Here is a 16,870-nt window from a genome sequence, read left to right on the forward strand (position 1 = left end):
GGTTACGACCTAGGTCGTAAACCTAGCGCCCGACGCTGGACAGGCGCACGAGATCGGAGCTTTCGCGGCTCGATGCATTGTCGGGATATTCGACAAGTCCGTCCGGCCGCAGGATCGTGAGGTCCGAATCCTCGACCGCGCCGTTGAGCGTTACCGGCCAGGTCACCGACATCGGCACCATCTGGCCCGGAATCCGGAAAGTATCGATCCGCCATGCCAGAATCTGGCTGGTCTCCGACATTTTCGCCGGATCGCCATCTCCATGAACGATGAAGAACCCGATCGGAGCGGGCACGCATGTCGTGGAGATCAGCTCGTAATCCATCCGGTTCTCCATGACCATGCCCCCATCGCGCCCGTCCGGAACGGACATTTGCGGCGCTCATGCCGATCTACCGCAATTCGGCTTACGGCAAACTTACAAGGTAGCAAGGCACGTTCATGCCCGCGAACCGCCACATTTGCGCGAAGTTCGGCCCATCGATTGCACGGCGCGTCCCGGCGGCGCAACCAAATGGCCTGCCCGCGCGCTTTGCCGCATCATGGACGCGCCTCTCCACAGCGACGATCGGGAAGCCCCGCCCGGCAATCCACACCGGGCGCGCGCCTTGCGCATCCTGCGCAATGTCGTGCTCGTGCTGGTCGGCGCGATCTTCGCGGTGTGGCTGGTGCTGTTCGTAACCAAGGGCCGTTTCCTCAAGCCCTCGTTCGAGCGGATCGCCACATCGATGACCGAACGCAAAGTCAGCGTGAGCGGAGACTTCCAGCTCTACTTCGCGCCGCTGCGGATCAAGTTCGTGGCCGAAGGGCTGGACGTTGCCAACCCGCAATGGGCCAAACGGCCCAGCTTCTTCGCCGCCCGCCGCATGGAGGCGCGGATCGCGCCGCTTTCGCTCCTGTTCGGCCGCCGGCACTTTCACAGCCTTGACCTGACGCAGGGCGAGGCCGATCTCGAATGGGATGCCGCACACCGGCACAATACCTGGACTTTCGGCAGTTCCGGCACCGGCAAGCCGCTTGAATTCCCGCGCATCGACCGCGCTGCCGTTTCCGGCACCCGCATCCGCTACAGCGACCCGCAGATGCCGCTCACGGCCGACCTCCTGGTCGATCCCGTGGTTTCCACCGACGCGCGGATCGGCAAGGCCGTGGCGGTTCGCGGCACCGGCACATTGCGCAGCACCCCGTTCCAGGTCGAGGCGCGCCTGCTCACCCCCGATGCCACGGTCAATCGCGGCCGCAACGCGCTGGAGGCGCACATCCGGGCGGCGAACAACGTTATCGACGTATCGGGCACCCTGCCCTCGATCGCCGATGTCGAACGCGTCCCCCTTCGCGTGCGCGCGCAGGGCCGCGATCTCTCCGAACTGCTGGGCATCATCGACGTCGCGATCCCGCAGACCCGGCGCTACGCCCTGAAAGCGCAGATGGTGAAGGACGGCGAGACTTACCGCTTCACCGGCATGACCGGCACGTTCGGCCAGTCGGACCTGTCCGGCCGCTTCACGGTGACCAACGCCAAGCGCCTGCGGCTTGACGCCACCCTCGCCACGCGGCGGCTGGACATCGTCGATGCCGCTCCGTTCATCGGCTACAATCCCGATATTGTCGCCTCGAAAGGCGCGGTCGCGGCGGCGGCGGCAACGGGCGCGGGCGCGCAGCGCGTCCTGCCCGACGCCGCCCTGCCGGTGGAGGCGATGCAGCGCTTCGATGCCGGGCTGGACTGGAAAGTCGGCGTGGTCCGCTCGCGCAATGTGCCGGTGCAGGACATCTCGCTGCGGCTCGCGCTCGAACAGGGCCGGCTCAAGCTTTCGCCGCTGACATTCTCGATGGCGCGGGGCGACGTGTCCGCCGATCTCGTTTTCAACACCCGCCAGCGCCCTTCCGCCGTCAGTTACGATATCCGCCTCTCGCCCACGCCGATGGGCCGCCTGCTGTCGGGCTACGGCGTGGCGGAGGCGGGAACTTCCGGCACCATCCGCGGGCGGATCAAGCTGGAGGGGCGCGGCGATACCATCCACGATTCCCTTGCCACCGCATCCGGGCGGCTGGCTTTCGTCATGCCGCAAGGCACGTTCTGGACCCGCAACGTGCAGCTGGCGGAACTGGACCTCGGCACGTTCGCGTCGAAGATGTTCGAGGGCAAGCTCAAGAAGCCGGTCGAGATCAACTGCGGACTGGTGGCCTTCACCGTTCGCGGCGGACTGGCGGCGGCCGACCCGATCCTGATCGACACCAGCAAGAACGTCATCACCGGGCGCGGTGGCTTCAGCTTCGATACCGAGGCGGTAGACCTTGCGATCCGTGCCGACGGGAAGAAGTTCAGCCTGTTCTCCGGCCAGTCGCCCGTCGGGATTCATGGCCACTTCGCGAAGCCCTCGCTCGACATCGTCAGCAAGCAGCTGGTCGGCCGGGCCGGGGTGGGGCTCGGCCTTGCGGTGGTTGCCACGCCGGTTGCCGGGCTGCTCGCCTTCGTGGACGTGGGCGACGCCAAGTCCGCCGCCTGCGGCCCGGTCCTCGCCGGGGCGACAGCCGCCGCGCAGCGCACCTCCAGGGGCAAGCCGCGCGACGATCTGGGCAAGGCGGACAGCCGGAAAAAGTGATGGAGACCTTTCGAACGAAAGCGATTTTTGCGCGGCGCCCCCCTTGCGCCTCGTCCCGGCCGAGGCACGGCTCGCCCATTAACGCCCCACATTTGCGGTAGGCGTGCCTATGGGGGCGGTCCATCGCTTGATGCCCTGACGGGTATCGCACCCTTTCACGGCCGCCCTGCGGCCGCTCCCACCGGCTGATCGTGGCGCGCCCTTGCGTGCCTGCGCCGGTTCCATCGGAGACGTACATGACCAAACCCCATGCGCATCATGCGCATTTCGGCTGGTTCAAATCCAGCCGCGACCTCGTCGTAGACGATGTCACGCTGGTGGACCGTTCGCAGCTCAATCGCGCGGTTGCCGCCGCCGCGCTCGGCAATGCCATGGAATGGTTCGATTTCGGCGTTTACGGCTATATCGCGGTCACCCTGGGTCATGTCTTCTTCCCCACCGGCAATCCCGCCGTCCAGCTTATCGCCACGCTGGCGACGTTCGCCGCCGCCTTCCTGGTGCGGCCGCTCGGCGGGCTGGTGTTCGGCCCGCTCGGCGATCGGTACGGCCGCCACCGGATCCTCGCGTTGACGATGGTGATGATGGCCGTGGGCACCTTCGCCATCGGCCTGATCCCTTCCTATGCCAAGATCGGCATGGCCGCGCCGCTGCTGCTGCTGCTGGCACGGCTGGTCCAGGGTTTCTCGACCGGCGGGGAATACGGCGGCGCCGCGACGTTCATCGCCGAATACTCCACCGACCGGAACCGCGGGCTCATGGGAAGCTGGCTGGAGTTCGGCACGCTGGGCGGCTACATCGCCGGGGCCGGCACGGTAACCGCGCTGCAATTCGCGCTGAGCGATGCCGACATGCTGGCCTGGGGCTGGCGCATCCCGTTCCTGATCGCCGGCCCGCTTGGCCTGCTTGGCCTCTACATGCGCCTGAAGCTGGAGGAAACGCCCGCCTTCCGCATCTATTCGGAGCAGGCCGACAAGCGCGAAAGCGAGCGCCCCGGACTGCGCGCCCTGTTCAGGGGCCACTGGCGCCAGCTTCTGAAGTGCGCCGGGCTGGTGCTGGTGTTCAACGTCACCGATTACATGCTGCTCACTTACATGCCCAATTACCTGAGCGTGACGATGGGCTATGCGGAGAGCAAGGGGCTGCTGCTGATCATCATCGTCATGCTGGTGATGATGCCGCTCAACGTGCTCGGCGGCCTGTTCAGCGACCGGCTGGGGCGGCGGCCGATGATCATCGGGGCCTGCGCGGCGCTGTTCCTGCTGGCGATCCCTTCGATGCTGCTGATCGGCACCGGCAACGACTGGCTGATCTTCCTCGGCCTGATGACGCTGGGCGTGGCGCTGGTCTGCTTCACCAGTTCGATGCCCTCCACCCTGCCGGCGCTGTTCTACACCCCGGTGCGCTACAGCGCGCTGTCGATCGCGTTCAACCTCTCGGTCTCGCTGTTCGGAGGGACGACGCCGCTGGTCACGGCATGGCTGGTCGAACGGACCGGCGATCCCCTCATACCCGCCTATTACCTGATGGCGGCCGCCACCATCGGCATCGCCACGATGCTGCTGGTCCGGGAAACCGCCGGGATGCCGCTGCGCGGATCACCCCCCGCGGTGGAGACCAGGGCCGAGGCGATCGCCCTCGTGCGGAGCGACCAGCCGGTCACGGTGGACAGCAGCATGCCCCGAGCGCCCGAACCCGCTGCCGCCCCGGTCGGCGCGCTTCCCGCCTGACGCCGCGCTGACAGATGAAGCGACGGCGGCGGATATGCGCCGCCGTCGCTCACGCGGCTACTTGCGCCTGGCCGGACGCAGGGCCGGCGCGGGATTGTCGAAAATCCAGTTGAGATAGGCCGCGATGCGGATGCCCGCCCGTTCGAGCCGGTCGTCCACCTCCTTGCGGTGCTGGTAGGCATAGTCCCACGAAAGCGCGGGGTCTGCCGGGTAGATCGTCTTGCGCAGGGCGATGCTCTCTCGCACCCAGACGGCCGGGTCGCGCTCGCTCCATTGCACGACCTGCTCGGGCGTGATCGCGCGGGACAGCCAGCCCGCATATTCCGAATAGGACAGCGAGCGCTGTTCGATCAGCCCCGAATCCCACACCGAATGCAGGTTTGTGGCATTGCCGAACCACGTCACCTTCACGGTGTTGCCGCCGCGATCGTCTCCGCCACCGGCATGGAGCGGCTGGTGCAAATCGCCGATGATGTGGACGATGAAACGCAGCGCCGTGCGCCGGTCTTCCTGCGAGGCCTGCGGATCGCGCAAGGTCGCCGTGAAACGCGCAAGCGCGGTCAGCGCGTCGCCTTCGGGCGGGGCGTCGGACGGCTTGTAGGCGTCGCCCTCGCGCACGGTGACGTAGTGCCACGGGCTGGCCGCCTTCTTCCAGAATTCGGCCGGATCGGACTTCATGTCGTCGGGCCAGGTCGCGGCTTCGGCCAGATCCTCGGTCCCAAGCAGGATCCTGACATTGGCGCGGGCCATGCCGCTCAGGTTCTCCTGCGCGATGGCGCCGGTGATGCGATGGCCGATCGGCCCCCAGGCCTGGGCCGGCGAAGCCATTGCGGCAGCGGAAACGATTGCAAAGGTGAGATAACGCATCGGGCGTCCATACAACAACGCTATCGCCCTGCCACGCCCGGATTTTCAAATGTGGACATTGCACGGGACGCACGCCATGGCGCGCGCCATCGATTGTCCGGTTCATCGAGCCTTAAGCACGATTCGGGCTGATCGCCGCTCTCGTATCCCGCCCGCCGTTCATCCCTTCGGACAAGACGCAATGCCTTCGACGCAGCCATCCTGGTCCGTGCCAGCTCCTTCCGGCACGGCTTTCGGCGATCCCGGCCCTGCAGGCCCGGTTCCCGCCTGCGCCGCCGGCATGGTGACGGCCCCGTCAGCCACCGCGCCGCGCCCGGCACAGGCGTTCATCGTGCGCGGCCCCGCGATCAGGCGGCATTTCCTCGCGGGACTGCTGCTCAGCCTTGTCGTCCTGTCCGTGCTGATGCATTTCGCCCGGCTTCACATCGATCCGCTGCGCGCCAGCAACCTGCCGTACTACGCGGCGGGACTGGTGGCCGCCGCGCTGCGTTTCGCGCTGCCCCGGACAAGCTGGCGCCATGCGGAGGCAGTGGCCCGGTTCAGCGAATACGCAGCGCTCTTCACGCTCATCTCGCTCATGGGCGCTACCGCCAGCTACCCGGTCGCCGCGCTGACCCACGGCTATGCCGACGTGGCCCTGCAGCGAATGGACATGGCCATGGGGTTCGACTGGCTCGCATGGTACCGGCTGGTCGCGGCCCACCCCGCGCTCCAGTTCCTGGGAACGGTGGCCTATCGCAGCATCTACGTAACGCCCGTGCTCCTGCTCTGGACCGCCGCCCGCAGCGGTCGTCAGGACGAGGCCTACCGGTTCATCGCCGGGTTCTGGCTGGCGGCGATCGTCACGCTGGTGGTGTTCAGCCTCATGCCCGCAGTCGGCCCGTTCTCGCACCTCTGGCACGGGCCGATCGCCTACATGCCCGAAAGCGAGCTGTGGCAATCGGGCCTGATCCCGGCCCTGCGCGCCCATGCCGTGCATGTGGTGGACCTCGGCCAGTTGCGCGGCATCGTGTCCGCGCCCAGCTTCCACACGGCCGCCGCCGTCCTCTATATCGTGGCAGGCTGGCGCAACGCATCGCTGCGCTGGCCGATCGTGGCGCTCAATGCGGCCATGCTGCTCTCCACCCCGGTGGAGGGAACCCATTACCTGATCGACATGATCCTCGGCGCGGTGGTGGCCTCGCTCTCGCTCGCCCTGATCCGCCTTTACGAGCGCATCGCCGCAAGCTGAAAACGGCGGCGGCCTTACTCCGGCGCCTTTTCCGACTGGGCAGCAGCAAGCAGCCGGGCGCCTGGACCTTCGGATGCGAGCTGATCGCCCGGATTGCGCAGCGGGCAATCCTCCAGCGAGAGGCATCCGCAACCGATGCAACTGTCCAGCTGGTTGCGAAGCTGGATCAGGCTGGTGATGCGCTCGTCCAGCATCGCGCGCCAGTCGCGGTTCAGGACGTCCCACTGCGCCGCAGTGATCGGCATGGCGGGAAAGCGGTCCAGATGTTCCTTGATGAGCGAAAGCGGCAGGCCCGCGCGCTGGGCGATCCTGATGATCGCCACGCGCCGCAATATCCGGCGTTCGTAGCGCCGCTGGTTCCCCTCGGTTCGCCAGCCTTCGATCAGGCCCTTCTTCTCGTAGAAGTGGATCGTCGACACCGGCACGCCGCTGCGCTGCGCCACTTCGCCCACGGTCAGCGATCGGCTATTTTCCGCCACCCTCAATTCCTCAATCATGGTTCAGGATTTCCACGCGCGTATAGCCGTTAAAACCGCGCGAACATAATCGCTAAACACCGGCATCCTGATCGGAAAATACGATATTGACCTTAACTATAGTTGAGGTTGTAAGAGGCGTGTCGGCTTGCTCCGCGCAAGCTTCCCCCCATGGGAAATCCCCAAGAGGAGCCGACATGATCCTGTTTTACGAGCCCTTGAACCCGGCGATCCGTCCGCCGCTCGGCAAGTCTGCCGCGCACCGGATGGGGACCGGGCGGCAAGCGCCGCCCTGCACCGCCGCGCTTCCCCAGGCGGATGGCGGCACCTCCGGCCATGGCATGGCGGGGTGACGGCCATGGAGGAAACTTCGTCAGGCGAAACGCGCGCCCGGCCGGTTCGTACCATAGCGGTCACCGGCGTCGCCCTCGCCGCTCTTCTCGGCGGCCTTTTCCTCTGGCGCGGGCTGCGCAGCGGCGCCGAGGAGCAATGGCCGCAGCAGGCCGTCCCTGTCGCCGCGGTGATCGCCACGCCGCGCGAAGTGCCTCAGGCGATCGAGGCCATCGGCGCCTTGACGGCGGTGCGCGAAGTCACGCTTTCACCGGAAGTGGCGGGACGCGTTTCCGCGATCCAGTTCGAAGCCGGGCGGCAGGTCTCCGCCGGAGAACTGCTCGTGCAACTCTACGACGGGCCGGAACGCGCCGACAGGCAAGCGGCGGCGGCCCGGGCGCAGTTCTCGCAGCTTCAGTTCGCCCGCTCGAACGGACTGGCGCCCACCGGCGCGGAACCGCGCGAACTGCTCGAACAGCGCCGCGCCGAACGCGACCAGGGCCTGGCATCGGTCAGGCAGATCGACGCTAGGCTGGTGCAGAAGCAGGTGCGGGCGCCTTTCGCGGGGCAGCTCGGCATCCGCCGCGTCAATCTTGGCCAGTATCTCAACCCCGGTGATCCCGTCGTCACGCTGACGGCGCTCGATGCGCTCTACGTCGAATTTGCGGTTCCGCAGCAGGAGCTGGCGCGGCTCAAGCCCGGTGCCGGCGTCGCCGTCTCCACCGACGCCTTCCCCGGACGCACCTTCTCCGCACGCGTCAATGCCGTGGAGCCGCAGATCGGCAAGGACACCCGCAACGTCACGGTGCAGGCCCGGCTCGCCAATCCCGATCGCGCGCTGCGACCCGGCATGTACGTCACCGCCGCAATCGCCCTGCCCCCGCGCAAGGACGCGCTGGTGGTGCCCGCCACCGCGATCCAGACATCCGCACAGGGCGACAGCGTGATCGCGGTGCGCGGCAGGGATGCCCGCAAGGGCGGCACGGCGGAGATCGTGCCGGTGCAGGTCGGCGCGCGGATCGGCAACGCAGTGGTCGTGACAGACGGCATCCGCGCGGGAGACGTCATCGTTTCCGAAGGCCAGCTTCGCGTCCAGCCCGGCGCGCAGGTCAGGGTCACCAGGCTTTCCGCGCAGGAGGCCCGCTGACATGCGCTTCACCGATCTGTTCATCCGCCGCCCGATCCTGGCGATCGTGGTCAGCCTGCTGATCCTGCTCGTCGGCCTGAGCGCGGTCTTCGCCCTCCAGATCCGCCAGTATCCGCGCATGGAAAGCGCCACGATCACCATCGACACCGGCCTTCCCGGCGCGACGCAGGACGTCATGCAAGGCTTCGTGACCACGCCGATCGCCCAGTCCATCGCGACTGCTGGCGGCATCGAGTACCTCACCTCCACTTCCACGCAGGGGCGGAGCCATATCGCCGCCAAGCTCGTGCTCAACGCCGATGCCGACCGCGCCATGACCGAGGTTCTCGCCAAGGTGCAGCAGGTCAAGTACCGGCTGCCGGAAGGCGTCACCGATCCGGCCATCGCCAAGATCACCGATGGCGCCTCGGCCATCCAGTACGTCGCCTTCACCAGCGAGCGGCTTTCCGCCTCGCAGATCGCGGACTTCGTGAACCGCGTGGCGCGCCCGCTCATCACTTCGGTGCCGGGCGTCGCCTCGGCCGAGATCAGCGGCGGCGCGCCGCCCGCGATGCGCATCTGGGTCGATCCCGTCAAACTCGGCGGACGCGGCCTTACCGCCGGCGATATCGGCGCGGCCCTGCGCGCCAACAACGTCCAGGCCGCCCCCGGACAGCTCAAGGGCGCGAGCACCGCGATCAACATCACCGCGGGCACGGACCTGCGGGATGTGGAATCCTTCCGCCAGATGGTCGTCAAGGGCGGCTCTTCCGGCGGGCTGGTGCGGCTTGGCGATGTCGCCACGGTCGAACTCGGCGCCCAGAACTACGACGCGCAGGCACTTTCGGCGGGGCACAAGTCCGTAACCGTGGCGATCGCTCCCACGCCGGACGGCAATCCGCTGGAAATCGTGGCCGGCGTGAAGGCCCTGCTGCCGCAGATGCAGCGCGTCGCCCCGCCGGGTCTCGAAGTCCGCAGCCAGTTCGATACCGCGCACTTCGTGGAAGCCTCGATCGACGAAGTGGAACATACGCTGATCGAGGCGGTGGCCATCGTCATCGTCGTGATCTTCCTGTTCCTCGGCACGTTCCGCGCGGTCATCATTCCTGTCGTCACCATCCCGCTTTCGCTGCTGGGCACGGCGGCGCTGATGCTGGCCTTCGGCTTTTCGCTCAACCTTTTGACCCTGCTGGCGATGGTGCTGGCGATCGGCCTGGTGGTGGATGACGCCATCGTCGTGGTGGAGAACATCCACCGCCATATCGAGGACGGCGCCAGCCCGATCGAGGCCGCGCTGCTAGGCGCGCGGGAGATCGTCGGCCCGGTAATCGCGATGACCATCACGCTGGCGGCGGTCTATGCCCCCATCGGCCTGATGGGCGGGATGACCGGCGCGCTGTTCCGCGAATTCGCCTTCACGCTGGCAGGTTCGGTGATCGTCTCGGGCGTGATCGCGCTCACTCTGTCGCCGATGATGAGCAGCCGCCTGCTTCACGCCAAGATGGGCGAGAGCAGGCTGGAAAAGGCGCTGGAGCGCGCCATGCACGGCCTTACCGCACGGTACGACCGCCTGCTGGGCCGCACTCTTGCCGCACGGGGGGCCGTGCTTCTGGCGGGCCTTGCCATACTGGGCGCCAGCGTGGTGTTCTTCACCGGCGCGGCCCGCGAACTCGCCCCGCAGGAGGACATGGGCTACGTCTTCGTCCAGACCAAGGCCCCGCAATACGCCAATGTCGATTACACCGCGCGGTTCAGCGCCGAAGTCGAGGCGCTGTTCCACAAGGTGCCCGAATATGCGGACAGCTGGTTCGACATGGGCGGCGCGAACGGCGCCAACATGGGCTTCGGCGGCATCATCCTGAAGGAATGGGCGGACCGTACCCGCAGCGCCGATCAGGTTCAGGCCGAGATCGCCGGGTCGGCCGCCGCCGTCACCGGGGTCTACACCGCGGCATTCCAGGACAGCCCGCTCCCGGCGGGCAGCGGCGGCCTGCCGGTGCAGATGGTGATCCGCTCGTCTGACGAGTTTCCCGAAATCCATCGCACGCTGGAAGCGCTCAAGGGCGCGGCATGGGGCAGCGGGCTGTTCGCCTTCGTCGATGCCGACCTCGCGTTCGACAGCCAGGAAGCCCACGTCGCCATAGACCGCGCCAAGGCGGGCGAACTGGGCGTCTCGATGGCGGAGATCGCCGATACGCTGGCGCTGATGGTGGGCGAAAACTACGTCAACCGGTTCAACTGGCATGACCGGTCCTACGACGTCATCACCCAGGTCCCGCAGGACCGGCGCCTGACGCCGGACAGTCTCGGCGGCTTCTACGTGAAGACCGGGTCCGGCAGTCTCGTGCCGCTTTCCACCGTGGCCAGCATCACCATCAATCCCCAGCCCAACAAGTTGCCGCAGTTCAACCAGATGAACTCCGCGACGATCTCGGCCGTGCTGATGCCCGGCGTCACGATGGGGCAGGCGGTGGACTTCCTGAAGGCCCAGCCGCTGCCGCCGGGCATGACCGTCGACTGGCTGTCCAACAGCCGCCAGTACGTGCACGAGGGCAACCAGCTCACCGTCTCGTTCGCCTTCGCGCTGGTGGTGATCTTCCTCGTGCTGGCCGCCCAGTTCGAAAGCTTCCGCGATCCGCTGGTCATCCTCGTCACCGTGCCGCTCGCGGTCTCGGGCGCGCTGGTGCCGCTCTACCTCGGGTTCACCACGCTCAACATCTACACGCAGATCGGCCTCGTCACCCTGATCGGGCTGATTTCCAAGCACGGAATTCTCATGGTCTCCTTCGCCAACGAAATGCAGCACGCCCACGGCTGGAACCGCGCCGAAGCGATCCGCCATGCCGCCGCCGTGCGCATGCGCCCGATCCTGATGACGACGGCGGCGATGGTCGCGGGCCTCGTTCCCCTGCTCTTCGCGGGCGGTGCGGGCGCCGCCAGCCGCTTTGCCATCGGCATCGTGGTGGTCATGGGGATGCTGATCGGCACGCTGTTCACGCTCTTCGTCCTGCCCACGATATATACGCTGCTTGCCGGGGATCATCGCCCGAAAGCCCGCGCAGAGGCCGACAGCGCGCCTGGCGAAGGAGGGCTGGCCCATGCGTAAGCGCCCGATCGCAGCCGCGCTCTGCACGCTGCTCGCCGCAGCCTGCGCGGCGGGGCCGGACTACCGCCGCCCTGCCGCCCCCGCCTCGGCCGGAGAAGCCTTCGTGACCCGCGCAGAGGGGATCGATCCGGCGTCTCCCCTGCCCGACGACTGGTGGCGGCTCTACAACGATCCCGTGCTGGACGATCTCGTCGCCCGCGCCTTTGCCGCCAACACGGATCTTCGCGCGGCATCCGCCAACCTCGCCAAGGCACGCGCGGTCCTGTCCGCAGCGCGCGCCGGGCGCCTGCCTTCGACCGCGCTTTCGGCGGGCGGCGGCTACGGCGATTCCGTGCAGTTCGGCGGCGGACAGGGCGGATCGGCCCAACTGGCAGGCGCTCAGTGGTCCGGAAACGCTTCCGCATCGCTGTCATGGGAAGCCGACCTGTTCGGCCGCGTGAGCCGCACAGTCGAGGCCGCGCAGGCAGATACGCAAGCGGTCGAGGCCGCGCGCGACGGCGTGCGCGTGCTGGTGGCGGCGGAAACCACCCGCGCCTATCTCGGCGCCTGCGCCAATGCCCATGCGCTGGAGGTCGCCCGCGAATCCGCCGCGGCATCGGCCCGCAGCCGCGATCTGGTTTCCGCGCAGGAGAAGGCAGGCTCAGCCGCCCGCTTCGATGTCGAGCGCGCCGCAGCCGCCGCGGCCGGTTCCCGCGCCGCGATCCCGGCGCTGGAAGCGCAGCGGCAGGTCGCGCTGTTCGAACTGGCGGCGCTGCTGGGGGAGACACCGCGTTCCATCCCCGCTGCGGCGCAGGCCTGCTCCCGCCCGCCCGATCTCGCCGGCGCACCGCCCCTGCCGATAGGAGACGGCGCCGCACTGCTGAGGCGCCGGCCGGACCTGCGCGAGGCCGAACGACGGCTGGCGGCGGACACCGCGCGGATCGGGGTGGCGACGGCCGATCTCTATCCCCGGATCAGCCTTGGCGGTTTTGGCGGCTTCCTGCGCAGCGAAACGGTGAAGGGCAGTGATTCCCTGTCCTTCTCGCTCGGCCCGCTGGTTTCGTGGAGCTTCCCCAACATGGCGACCGCACGCACACGGTTGCGGCAGGCCGAAGCGCAGGGCGACGTGGCACTGGCGACGTTCGACGGCCGCGTGCTCACGGCGCTGAAGGAAGTCGAACAGGCGCTTGCCCGCGTGGCACAGGGCCAGCGCCGTCTCGACGATCTTGCCGAAGCCGAAGCCAGCGCCCAGCGGGCGTGGGCCCTTGCCGACCTGCGCTACCGCGCGGGTTCGATCTCGCTGCTCGACCTGCTGGTGGCGCAATCGGCGATGCTGGAAGCACGCTCCGTCCATGCAGCCGCACTCACGCAGCTTTCGTCGGATCGGGTAGACCTGTTCAAGGCCCTTGGCGGCGGATGGCGTCAGGAAAGCACGGCGGAAAGCGCGAAACGCTGAGGTTCGCCCGCCCGCACCGACATTCGCGGCGCGCGCCATCCGGCGCGTCGATCCTCGCGAATGGGAAAAAGTGCAGCCGCAGGAATGCGCGCTGCGAATAGAGGCCGCTGGCGATGGCGGCGGCGCGGGCCGAAATCGACCATCCGCGCGGCAGGCCCCCTAACGGGCAACCTGCATCAGGAGTCCAAGGGTGTGCGTGCGCTACACGCGCGCGCCCCTGGCACTCAGGCAGCCAGCGGCAGTTCGCGGGCAACAGTCTCGGGCTCGGCAGCGACGGGCGCTTCGGCAGCAGCAGCAGCGGTTTCCGCAAGAGCGGGCATGTGACGTTCGGCCATCACGACATCGCGGCGATAGGCGAAATAGAGGGACATCAGAGAGAACATCGGGATACCTCGTGAAGCAGCGTTCTGCTGCATTGCAACATGTCTGCTATGTGATCCCCGATGGCTCTCGCTGCAAATGCAAGCACCTCGCCTTCGGTTGCAAATCGCGCAACCTACCGATTTGGCCTTCCCCGAGCCGTAAAGTGTGCCCCTGCACGTCCAACGCAAGACGCGGCCTTCCGCTACGAAATGCCTTAAAACGGCCGATTCCTGCGGATTGAATGTCGATACAGGCGGATACCGCTGCCGGTTCGACTGCCATCCCCTTGGCAATCACGACGGCGAATTCGCCCCGATCAGGGCTGAGGCGCACGCTTGCGGTGACAACAACTCAGCCCTCCATTGCATCGCAACGGACGCGACATGCCGTGAGACTCGCGAAACTGCGCAAGGCAATTCACCCGAACTTCTTTCTATTGCGCGAAACGCAAGATTCAGCGCGTAAAGCGGCATCGACTTGCGCGGCGCGGCCTGCGCCTCAGCAAACGGATCGATCCCCCCGACAGGCAGGCGACAGCGCGGCCCACCACCTCTTCGGGGGAGACCCGGCCCAGATCGACCGATGGCTGCGAGGCCGCACCATCGCCCGACAGCGCATATGTGCCGTCACCCGCCCGCCTGCCGAGCCGCTTGACCAGCATCGGCTCTCCGCACCGGTGCACACAGACGACGTCGCCCTCACCCGGCGAAAACCAGCGCCCGCGCCGCCGCAGGAGGATGTAGTCACCCTCGCGCAAGGTCGGAAGCATGCTGCGCCCCCTGACCCGGACCAGCATCCAGCCAAGCCACCAGCCCGCGCTCACAGCACCGGGTAGACCACCTCGATCGACGGCGGATAGGGACAGGGACGGCGCACCGTCTCGATGTCCTTGGTCGCCCAGAATATCTCGGCAAAGAGCGCGCCGCCGAGATCTCCCAGCATCTTTCCGACAAAGGCATGAAGCCTCGCCTCGTCGAGCGGTTCCGTCATGGCACCCTCCAGCGACTCTTTCAGTTGCTGCTGGCGCCGGAGACTAGCACATCGGGCGCGTCACGCGGCGCGCCGGAGGTGTGACTATTATGGATGAACCCGATGCGAAGCGAAGGCGGGAAAGCGGCTGCTTCAATCTTCGGCCTGCACGGCGGCCAGGCTTTCCCGCACACGGGCTAGCGCCATTTCCACCGGCTCCCGTTCGCCCATCAGCGCGAAACTGCCGTTGATATCGAACACGCAGTGGCCATGGACCGTCGCCACCAGCGACCGCGCCAGCCGGGGCGCCTTTGCCCGCAGGTCCGCAGGGAGGACTTTCTCCACTTCCTCCACCACGAGATCGGTCAGCCTGCCCCGGATCAGGTCATGCTCTTCGGGAAGGCCCATGTCAGGCGGCAGGTGATGGTCGTAGATCGCCGTCCAGGCATTGCGATTGGCCCGGGCAAAACCGAAATAACCTTCCACCAGGCAGCGCACGCGATCCTCGCCCGAAGCGGCCAGCGCTTCGCGCATGTAGTCCGTCCACAATACGAAAGTGCGCGTGTTGATGGCGATGATGAGCTGGTCGTAATTGCCCATCACGTTGTAGAGCGTGCCGATCGAGTAGCCGATCCGCTTCGCCACCTCGCGCGCGGAAAACCGCGAAAAACCGACGTCGGCCATGTGCTTGTGGCCTTCGACGATGAGCATCTGCTCCAGCTCCTGGCGGCTGTGGTCGGATCGTCTTCCCATGGCCGGCGATTCTAATCGCCTCTTAAAAAATGTACAGCGTACAATTTTATATTGAACATCGCTTAATTTAAAGATAGCGCTTGCCGAACCTAGAGCGCGACCTTCCAAGATCGAGAGGACCGGCGATGACCAGCCCCGAAAGTTCCGAAGCACTGCCGTCCGGCGAACCTGCCGCCGATTGGCCCTTGCGATCCTGGGGCCTGGCCCTGCTGGGCGGGCTGGCCGGTCTCGCGGTCCACTGGATCGTCCGGCCGGACCGTGCGTCCGGCAATCTTGACGCCATGCAGCTGCGCATGGCGATGGCCACCTTCATCGGCATCGGCACGCTGATCTTCGGGTTTCTGGTCGAACGCACGCGCATTCACTGGAGCGTGGCAAGCGCGGCGATCGGTGCGGCGGTAGTGGCGCTGACGATCTACTGGAACGGTCCTTTCGGTGCGGCCCGGGGCGAGGAGCCGTGGCGGATCGTCTGCGCGGTGCTGGCCGTCGTCATCGCCGCCCCGCTGTTCCAGGCCTGGCGGGATGCGCGGACCGCTGCGGAAAGCGCGGATGAAGGGCGGCCTTTCGCCATTCCCTATCCCGAGGCTCATGGCCATGCCTGGACCAATGTCGTCCTGTGGTGCGCGGCCTGGGTCTTCGTCGGGGTGAGCTGGGCCATGGTGCTGCTGCTCGGGCAGCTGTTCCGCCTCATCGGCATCAACCTCCTTAACGATCTGATCGAAAAGAACTGGGCGATCCTGCTGCTTACCGGCGCCGCACTGGGGGCCGGCATCGGGCTGCTGCGCGATCGCGACGGCATCCTGCGGCTGCTCCAGCGGGTGGTGACGACGATCCTCTCGGTGCTCGCCCCGGTGCTGGCGATCGGACTGCTGGTTTTCCTTGCGGCGATCCCGTTCACTGGCCTTGCGCCGTTGTGGGATGCAACCCGTTCGACCAGCCCGATCCTGCTCGGCTGCGTGATCGGCGCCCTCTCGCTTGCCAATGCCGTGATCGGCGACGAAACCGCGCATGAGCCGCGCAGCCCGGTCCTGCGCGGCAGCGTCGCGGCGCTGAGCGTCGCCATGCTGCCGCTGGGCGTGATCGCCGCGATTTCTACCGGCCTGCGCATCCAGCAATACGGCCTGACACCGGACCGGCTCTGGGCCGTGGTCTTCACCGGCATCGCCTGCGCTTACGGACTGGCCTACCTCGTCGTGCTGCTGCGCTGGAGGGTGGCGGCCGCGCCGCACCTGCGCTTGGCGAACCTGCGCCTCGCAGGCGGGCTGTGCCTTCTGGCGCTTGTCCTGTCGACACCGCTGATCAACTTCGGCGCCCTTTCCGCGCAGGATCAGGTCGCCCGCCTGAACAGCGGCCGGACTTCGCCGGACAAGTTCGACTGGCGGGCCCTGCGGTTCGACTTCGGCCGCGCGGGCGAAGCGGCCACGCGGCGGCTTGCCGCTGGCGGCTCTACGCCGGACATCCGGGCGGCCGCGAAAAAGGCGCTCGATGCGCAAAGCCGCTGGGCCATCGATCCTGTCTCGATAGAACAGGACAATCCGGTGATAGACCCGAAGCGGCTGCTCGTCCTGCCGCGCGGCACGCAGCTCCCCAAAGCGCTGCAGGAGCATCTGCTGGAATACAACGCCTGCTCGCTCGGCGATGCCTGCACCGTCCTGTACCAGCCGGGGAGCAAGGAGGCCGTGATCGTCACCGGCACGCAAAGCAGCCTGTGGAAGCAGGAGGGCGGCAGGTGGAGCACCAGTCCGGCCCGCCCGCTTATCACCGGCAAGGAAGCGCACGACCGCATCGAAGCCGCGCTGAAAGCCGGACGCGTGGAAGTCCGCGAGGTAAAGCGCCGCCAGGTCTTCGTTGACGGCCAGCCGCTGGGAGACGCGCTCGATTAGG

15 protein-coding genes are annotated in these 16,870 nt (G+C 67.2%); 8 read left to right on the forward strand and 7 right to left on the reverse strand.

Annotation, left to right across the window (positions count from 1 at the left end):
* Positions 1 to 22 precede the first annotated feature (22 nt).
* The gene (locus ACXJ16_RS20945; RefSeq protein WP_054435994.1) at positions 23 to 373 is read right to left on the reverse strand and encodes a hypothetical protein; all 351 of its coding nucleotides are present in this window, start codon (positions 371 to 373) and stop codon (positions 23 to 25) included.
* Between the two features lie 169 nt (positions 374 to 542).
* On the opposite strand from ACXJ16_RS20945, the gene ACXJ16_RS20950 reads away from it, so the two are divergent.
* Both ACXJ16_RS20950 and proP read left to right on the forward strand, forming a co-directional pair.
* Positions 543 to 2,603 (forward strand): AsmA family protein, encoded by a 2,061-nt coding sequence (locus tag ACXJ16_RS20950; RefSeq protein ID WP_463923249.1) that lies wholly within the window; start codon positions 543 to 545, stop codon positions 2,601 to 2,603.
* Positions 2,604 to 2,839: 236 nt separating this feature from the next.
* Positions 2,840 to 4,330, forward strand: a complete 1,491-nt coding sequence (gene proP / locus ACXJ16_RS20955) for a glycine betaine/L-proline transporter ProP (protein ID WP_463923250.1) — start codon at positions 2,840 to 2,842, stop codon at positions 4,328 to 4,330.
* 57 nt (positions 4,331 to 4,387) lie between these two features.
* Here proP and ACXJ16_RS20960 read toward each other — a convergent pair whose 3' ends face one another.
* Positions 4,388 to 5,158: a S1/P1 nuclease gene (locus ACXJ16_RS20960; RefSeq protein WP_463923251.1), complete on the reverse strand. Its 771-nt coding sequence runs from the start codon at positions 5,156 to 5,158 to the stop codon at positions 4,388 to 4,390.
* Between the two features lie 220 nt (positions 5,159 to 5,378).
* Between ACXJ16_RS20960 and ACXJ16_RS20965 the strand changes: the two genes are divergently transcribed.
* Positions 5,379 to 6,428, forward strand: a complete 1,050-nt coding sequence (locus tag ACXJ16_RS20965) for a phosphatase PAP2 family protein (RefSeq protein ID WP_420719915.1) — start codon at positions 5,379 to 5,381, stop codon at positions 6,426 to 6,428.
* Positions 6,429 to 6,442: 14 nt separating this feature from the next.
* On the opposite strand, the gene soxR is transcribed toward ACXJ16_RS20965, so the two are convergent.
* A complete protein-coding gene (gene soxR / locus ACXJ16_RS20970; protein WP_185999843.1) occupies positions 6,443 to 6,925 on the reverse strand; it encodes a redox-sensitive transcriptional activator SoxR in 483 nt (160 codons plus the stop codon).
* 176 nt (positions 6,926 to 7,101) lie between these two features.
* Between soxR and ACXJ16_RS20975 the strand changes: the two genes are divergently transcribed.
* From ACXJ16_RS20975 to ACXJ16_RS20990, 4 genes are read left to right on the forward strand one after another with little or no spacing between them, the layout of a single operon-like run.
* Complete coding sequence (locus ACXJ16_RS20975; RefSeq protein ID WP_156336513.1) at positions 7,102 to 7,257, forward strand: hypothetical protein; 156 nt, start codon at positions 7,102 to 7,104, stop codon at positions 7,255 to 7,257.
* 5 nt (positions 7,258 to 7,262) lie between these two features.
* On the forward strand, positions 7,263 to 8,381 hold the full coding sequence (locus tag ACXJ16_RS20980; RefSeq protein WP_463923252.1) for an efflux RND transporter periplasmic adaptor subunit: 1,119 nt from the start codon (positions 7,263 to 7,265) through the stop codon (positions 8,379 to 8,381).
* A gap of 1 nt (position 8,382) precedes the next feature.
* Complete coding sequence (locus tag ACXJ16_RS20985) at positions 8,383 to 11,466, forward strand: efflux RND transporter permease subunit (protein WP_463923253.1); 3,084 nt, start codon at positions 8,383 to 8,385, stop codon at positions 11,464 to 11,466.
* A complete protein-coding gene (locus ACXJ16_RS20990; RefSeq protein ID WP_463923254.1) occupies positions 11,459 to 12,901 on the forward strand; it encodes an efflux transporter outer membrane subunit in 1,443 nt (480 codons plus the stop codon). Before ACXJ16_RS20985 ends, ACXJ16_RS20990 begins: the two co-directional genes overlap by 8 nt.
* Positions 12,902 to 13,125: 224 nt before the next feature.
* Here the strand turns inward: ACXJ16_RS20990 and ACXJ16_RS20995 are convergent, their stop codons facing one another.
* From ACXJ16_RS20995 to ACXJ16_RS21010, 4 genes are all read right to left on the reverse strand, one after another.
* Positions 13,126 to 13,272: a hypothetical protein gene (locus ACXJ16_RS20995; protein ID WP_165913239.1), complete on the reverse strand. Its 147-nt coding sequence runs from the start codon at positions 13,270 to 13,272 to the stop codon at positions 13,126 to 13,128.
* Between the two features lie 446 nt (positions 13,273 to 13,718).
* Entirely contained in the window at positions 13,719 to 14,060 is a 342-nt protein-coding gene (locus ACXJ16_RS21000; RefSeq protein ID WP_463923305.1) for a S24/S26 family peptidase, read from the reverse strand.
* A 23-nt stretch (positions 14,061 to 14,083) separates the two neighbouring features.
* On the reverse strand, positions 14,084 to 14,254 hold the full coding sequence (locus ACXJ16_RS21005) for a hypothetical protein (RefSeq protein WP_463923255.1): 171 nt from the start codon (positions 14,252 to 14,254) through the stop codon (positions 14,084 to 14,086).
* Positions 14,255 to 14,386: 132 nt separating this feature from the next.
* Positions 14,387 to 14,986: a TetR/AcrR family transcriptional regulator gene (locus ACXJ16_RS21010; protein ID WP_054436345.1), complete on the reverse strand. Its 600-nt coding sequence runs from the start codon at positions 14,984 to 14,986 to the stop codon at positions 14,387 to 14,389.
* 125 nt (positions 14,987 to 15,111) lie between these two features.
* On the opposite strand from ACXJ16_RS21010, the gene ACXJ16_RS21015 reads away from it, so the two are divergent.
* Positions 15,112 to 16,869, forward strand: a complete 1,758-nt coding sequence (locus ACXJ16_RS21015; RefSeq protein ID WP_463923256.1) for a DUF4153 domain-containing protein — start codon at positions 15,112 to 15,114, stop codon at positions 16,867 to 16,869.
* Position 16,870 lies beyond the last annotated feature (1 nt).

The organism is Novosphingobium sp. TK71 (assembly GCF_055361505.1).

What these genes read in the sequence shown, in the direction of transcription:
- ACXJ16_RS20945 (WP_054435994.1), bottom strand. Translation starts at nt 373, where the DNA reads ATGTCCGTTCCGGACGGGCGCGATGGGGGCATGGTCATGGAGAACCGG.
- ACXJ16_RS20950 (WP_463923249.1), top strand. Translation starts at nt 543, where the DNA reads ATGGACGCGCCTCTCCACAGCGACGATCGGGAAGCCCCGCCCGGCAAT.
- proP (WP_463923250.1), top strand. Translation starts at nt 2,840, where the DNA reads ATGACCAAACCCCATGCGCATCATGCGCATTTCGGCTGGTTCAAATCC.
- ACXJ16_RS20960 (WP_463923251.1), bottom strand. Translation starts at nt 5,158, where the DNA reads ATGGCTTCGCCGGCCCAGGCCTGGGGGCCGATCGGCCATCGCATCACC.
- ACXJ16_RS20965 (WP_420719915.1), top strand. Translation starts at nt 5,379, where the DNA reads ATGCCTTCGACGCAGCCATCCTGGTCCGTGCCAGCTCCTTCCGGCACG.
- soxR (WP_185999843.1), bottom strand. Translation starts at nt 6,925, where the DNA reads ATGATTGAGGAATTGAGGGTGGCGGAAAATAGCCGATCGCTGACCGTG.
- ACXJ16_RS20975 (WP_156336513.1), top strand. Translation starts at nt 7,102, where the DNA reads ATGATCCTGTTTTACGAGCCCTTGAACCCGGCGATCCGTCCGCCGCTC.
- ACXJ16_RS20980 (WP_463923252.1), top strand. Translation starts at nt 7,263, where the DNA reads ATGGAGGAAACTTCGTCAGGCGAAACGCGCGCCCGGCCGGTTCGTACC.
- ACXJ16_RS20985 (WP_463923253.1), top strand. Translation starts at nt 8,383, where the DNA reads ATGCGCTTCACCGATCTGTTCATCCGCCGCCCGATCCTGGCGATCGTG.
- ACXJ16_RS20990 (WP_463923254.1), top strand. Translation starts at nt 11,459, where the DNA reads ATGCGTAAGCGCCCGATCGCAGCCGCGCTCTGCACGCTGCTCGCCGCA.
- ACXJ16_RS20995 (WP_165913239.1), bottom strand. Translation starts at nt 13,272, where the DNA reads ATGTCCCTCTATTTCGCCTATCGCCGCGATGTCGTGATGGCCGAACGT.
- ACXJ16_RS21000 (WP_463923305.1), bottom strand. Translation starts at nt 14,060, where the DNA reads ATGCTGGTCCGGGTCAGGGGGCGCAGCATGCTTCCGACCTTGCGCGAG.
- ACXJ16_RS21005 (WP_463923255.1), bottom strand. Translation starts at nt 14,254, where the DNA reads ATGACGGAACCGCTCGACGAGGCGAGGCTTCATGCCTTTGTCGGAAAG.
- ACXJ16_RS21010 (WP_054436345.1), bottom strand. Translation starts at nt 14,986, where the DNA reads ATGGGAAGACGATCCGACCACAGCCGCCAGGAGCTGGAGCAGATGCTC.
- ACXJ16_RS21015 (WP_463923256.1), top strand. Translation starts at nt 15,112, where the DNA reads ATGACCAGCCCCGAAAGTTCCGAAGCACTGCCGTCCGGCGAACCTGCC.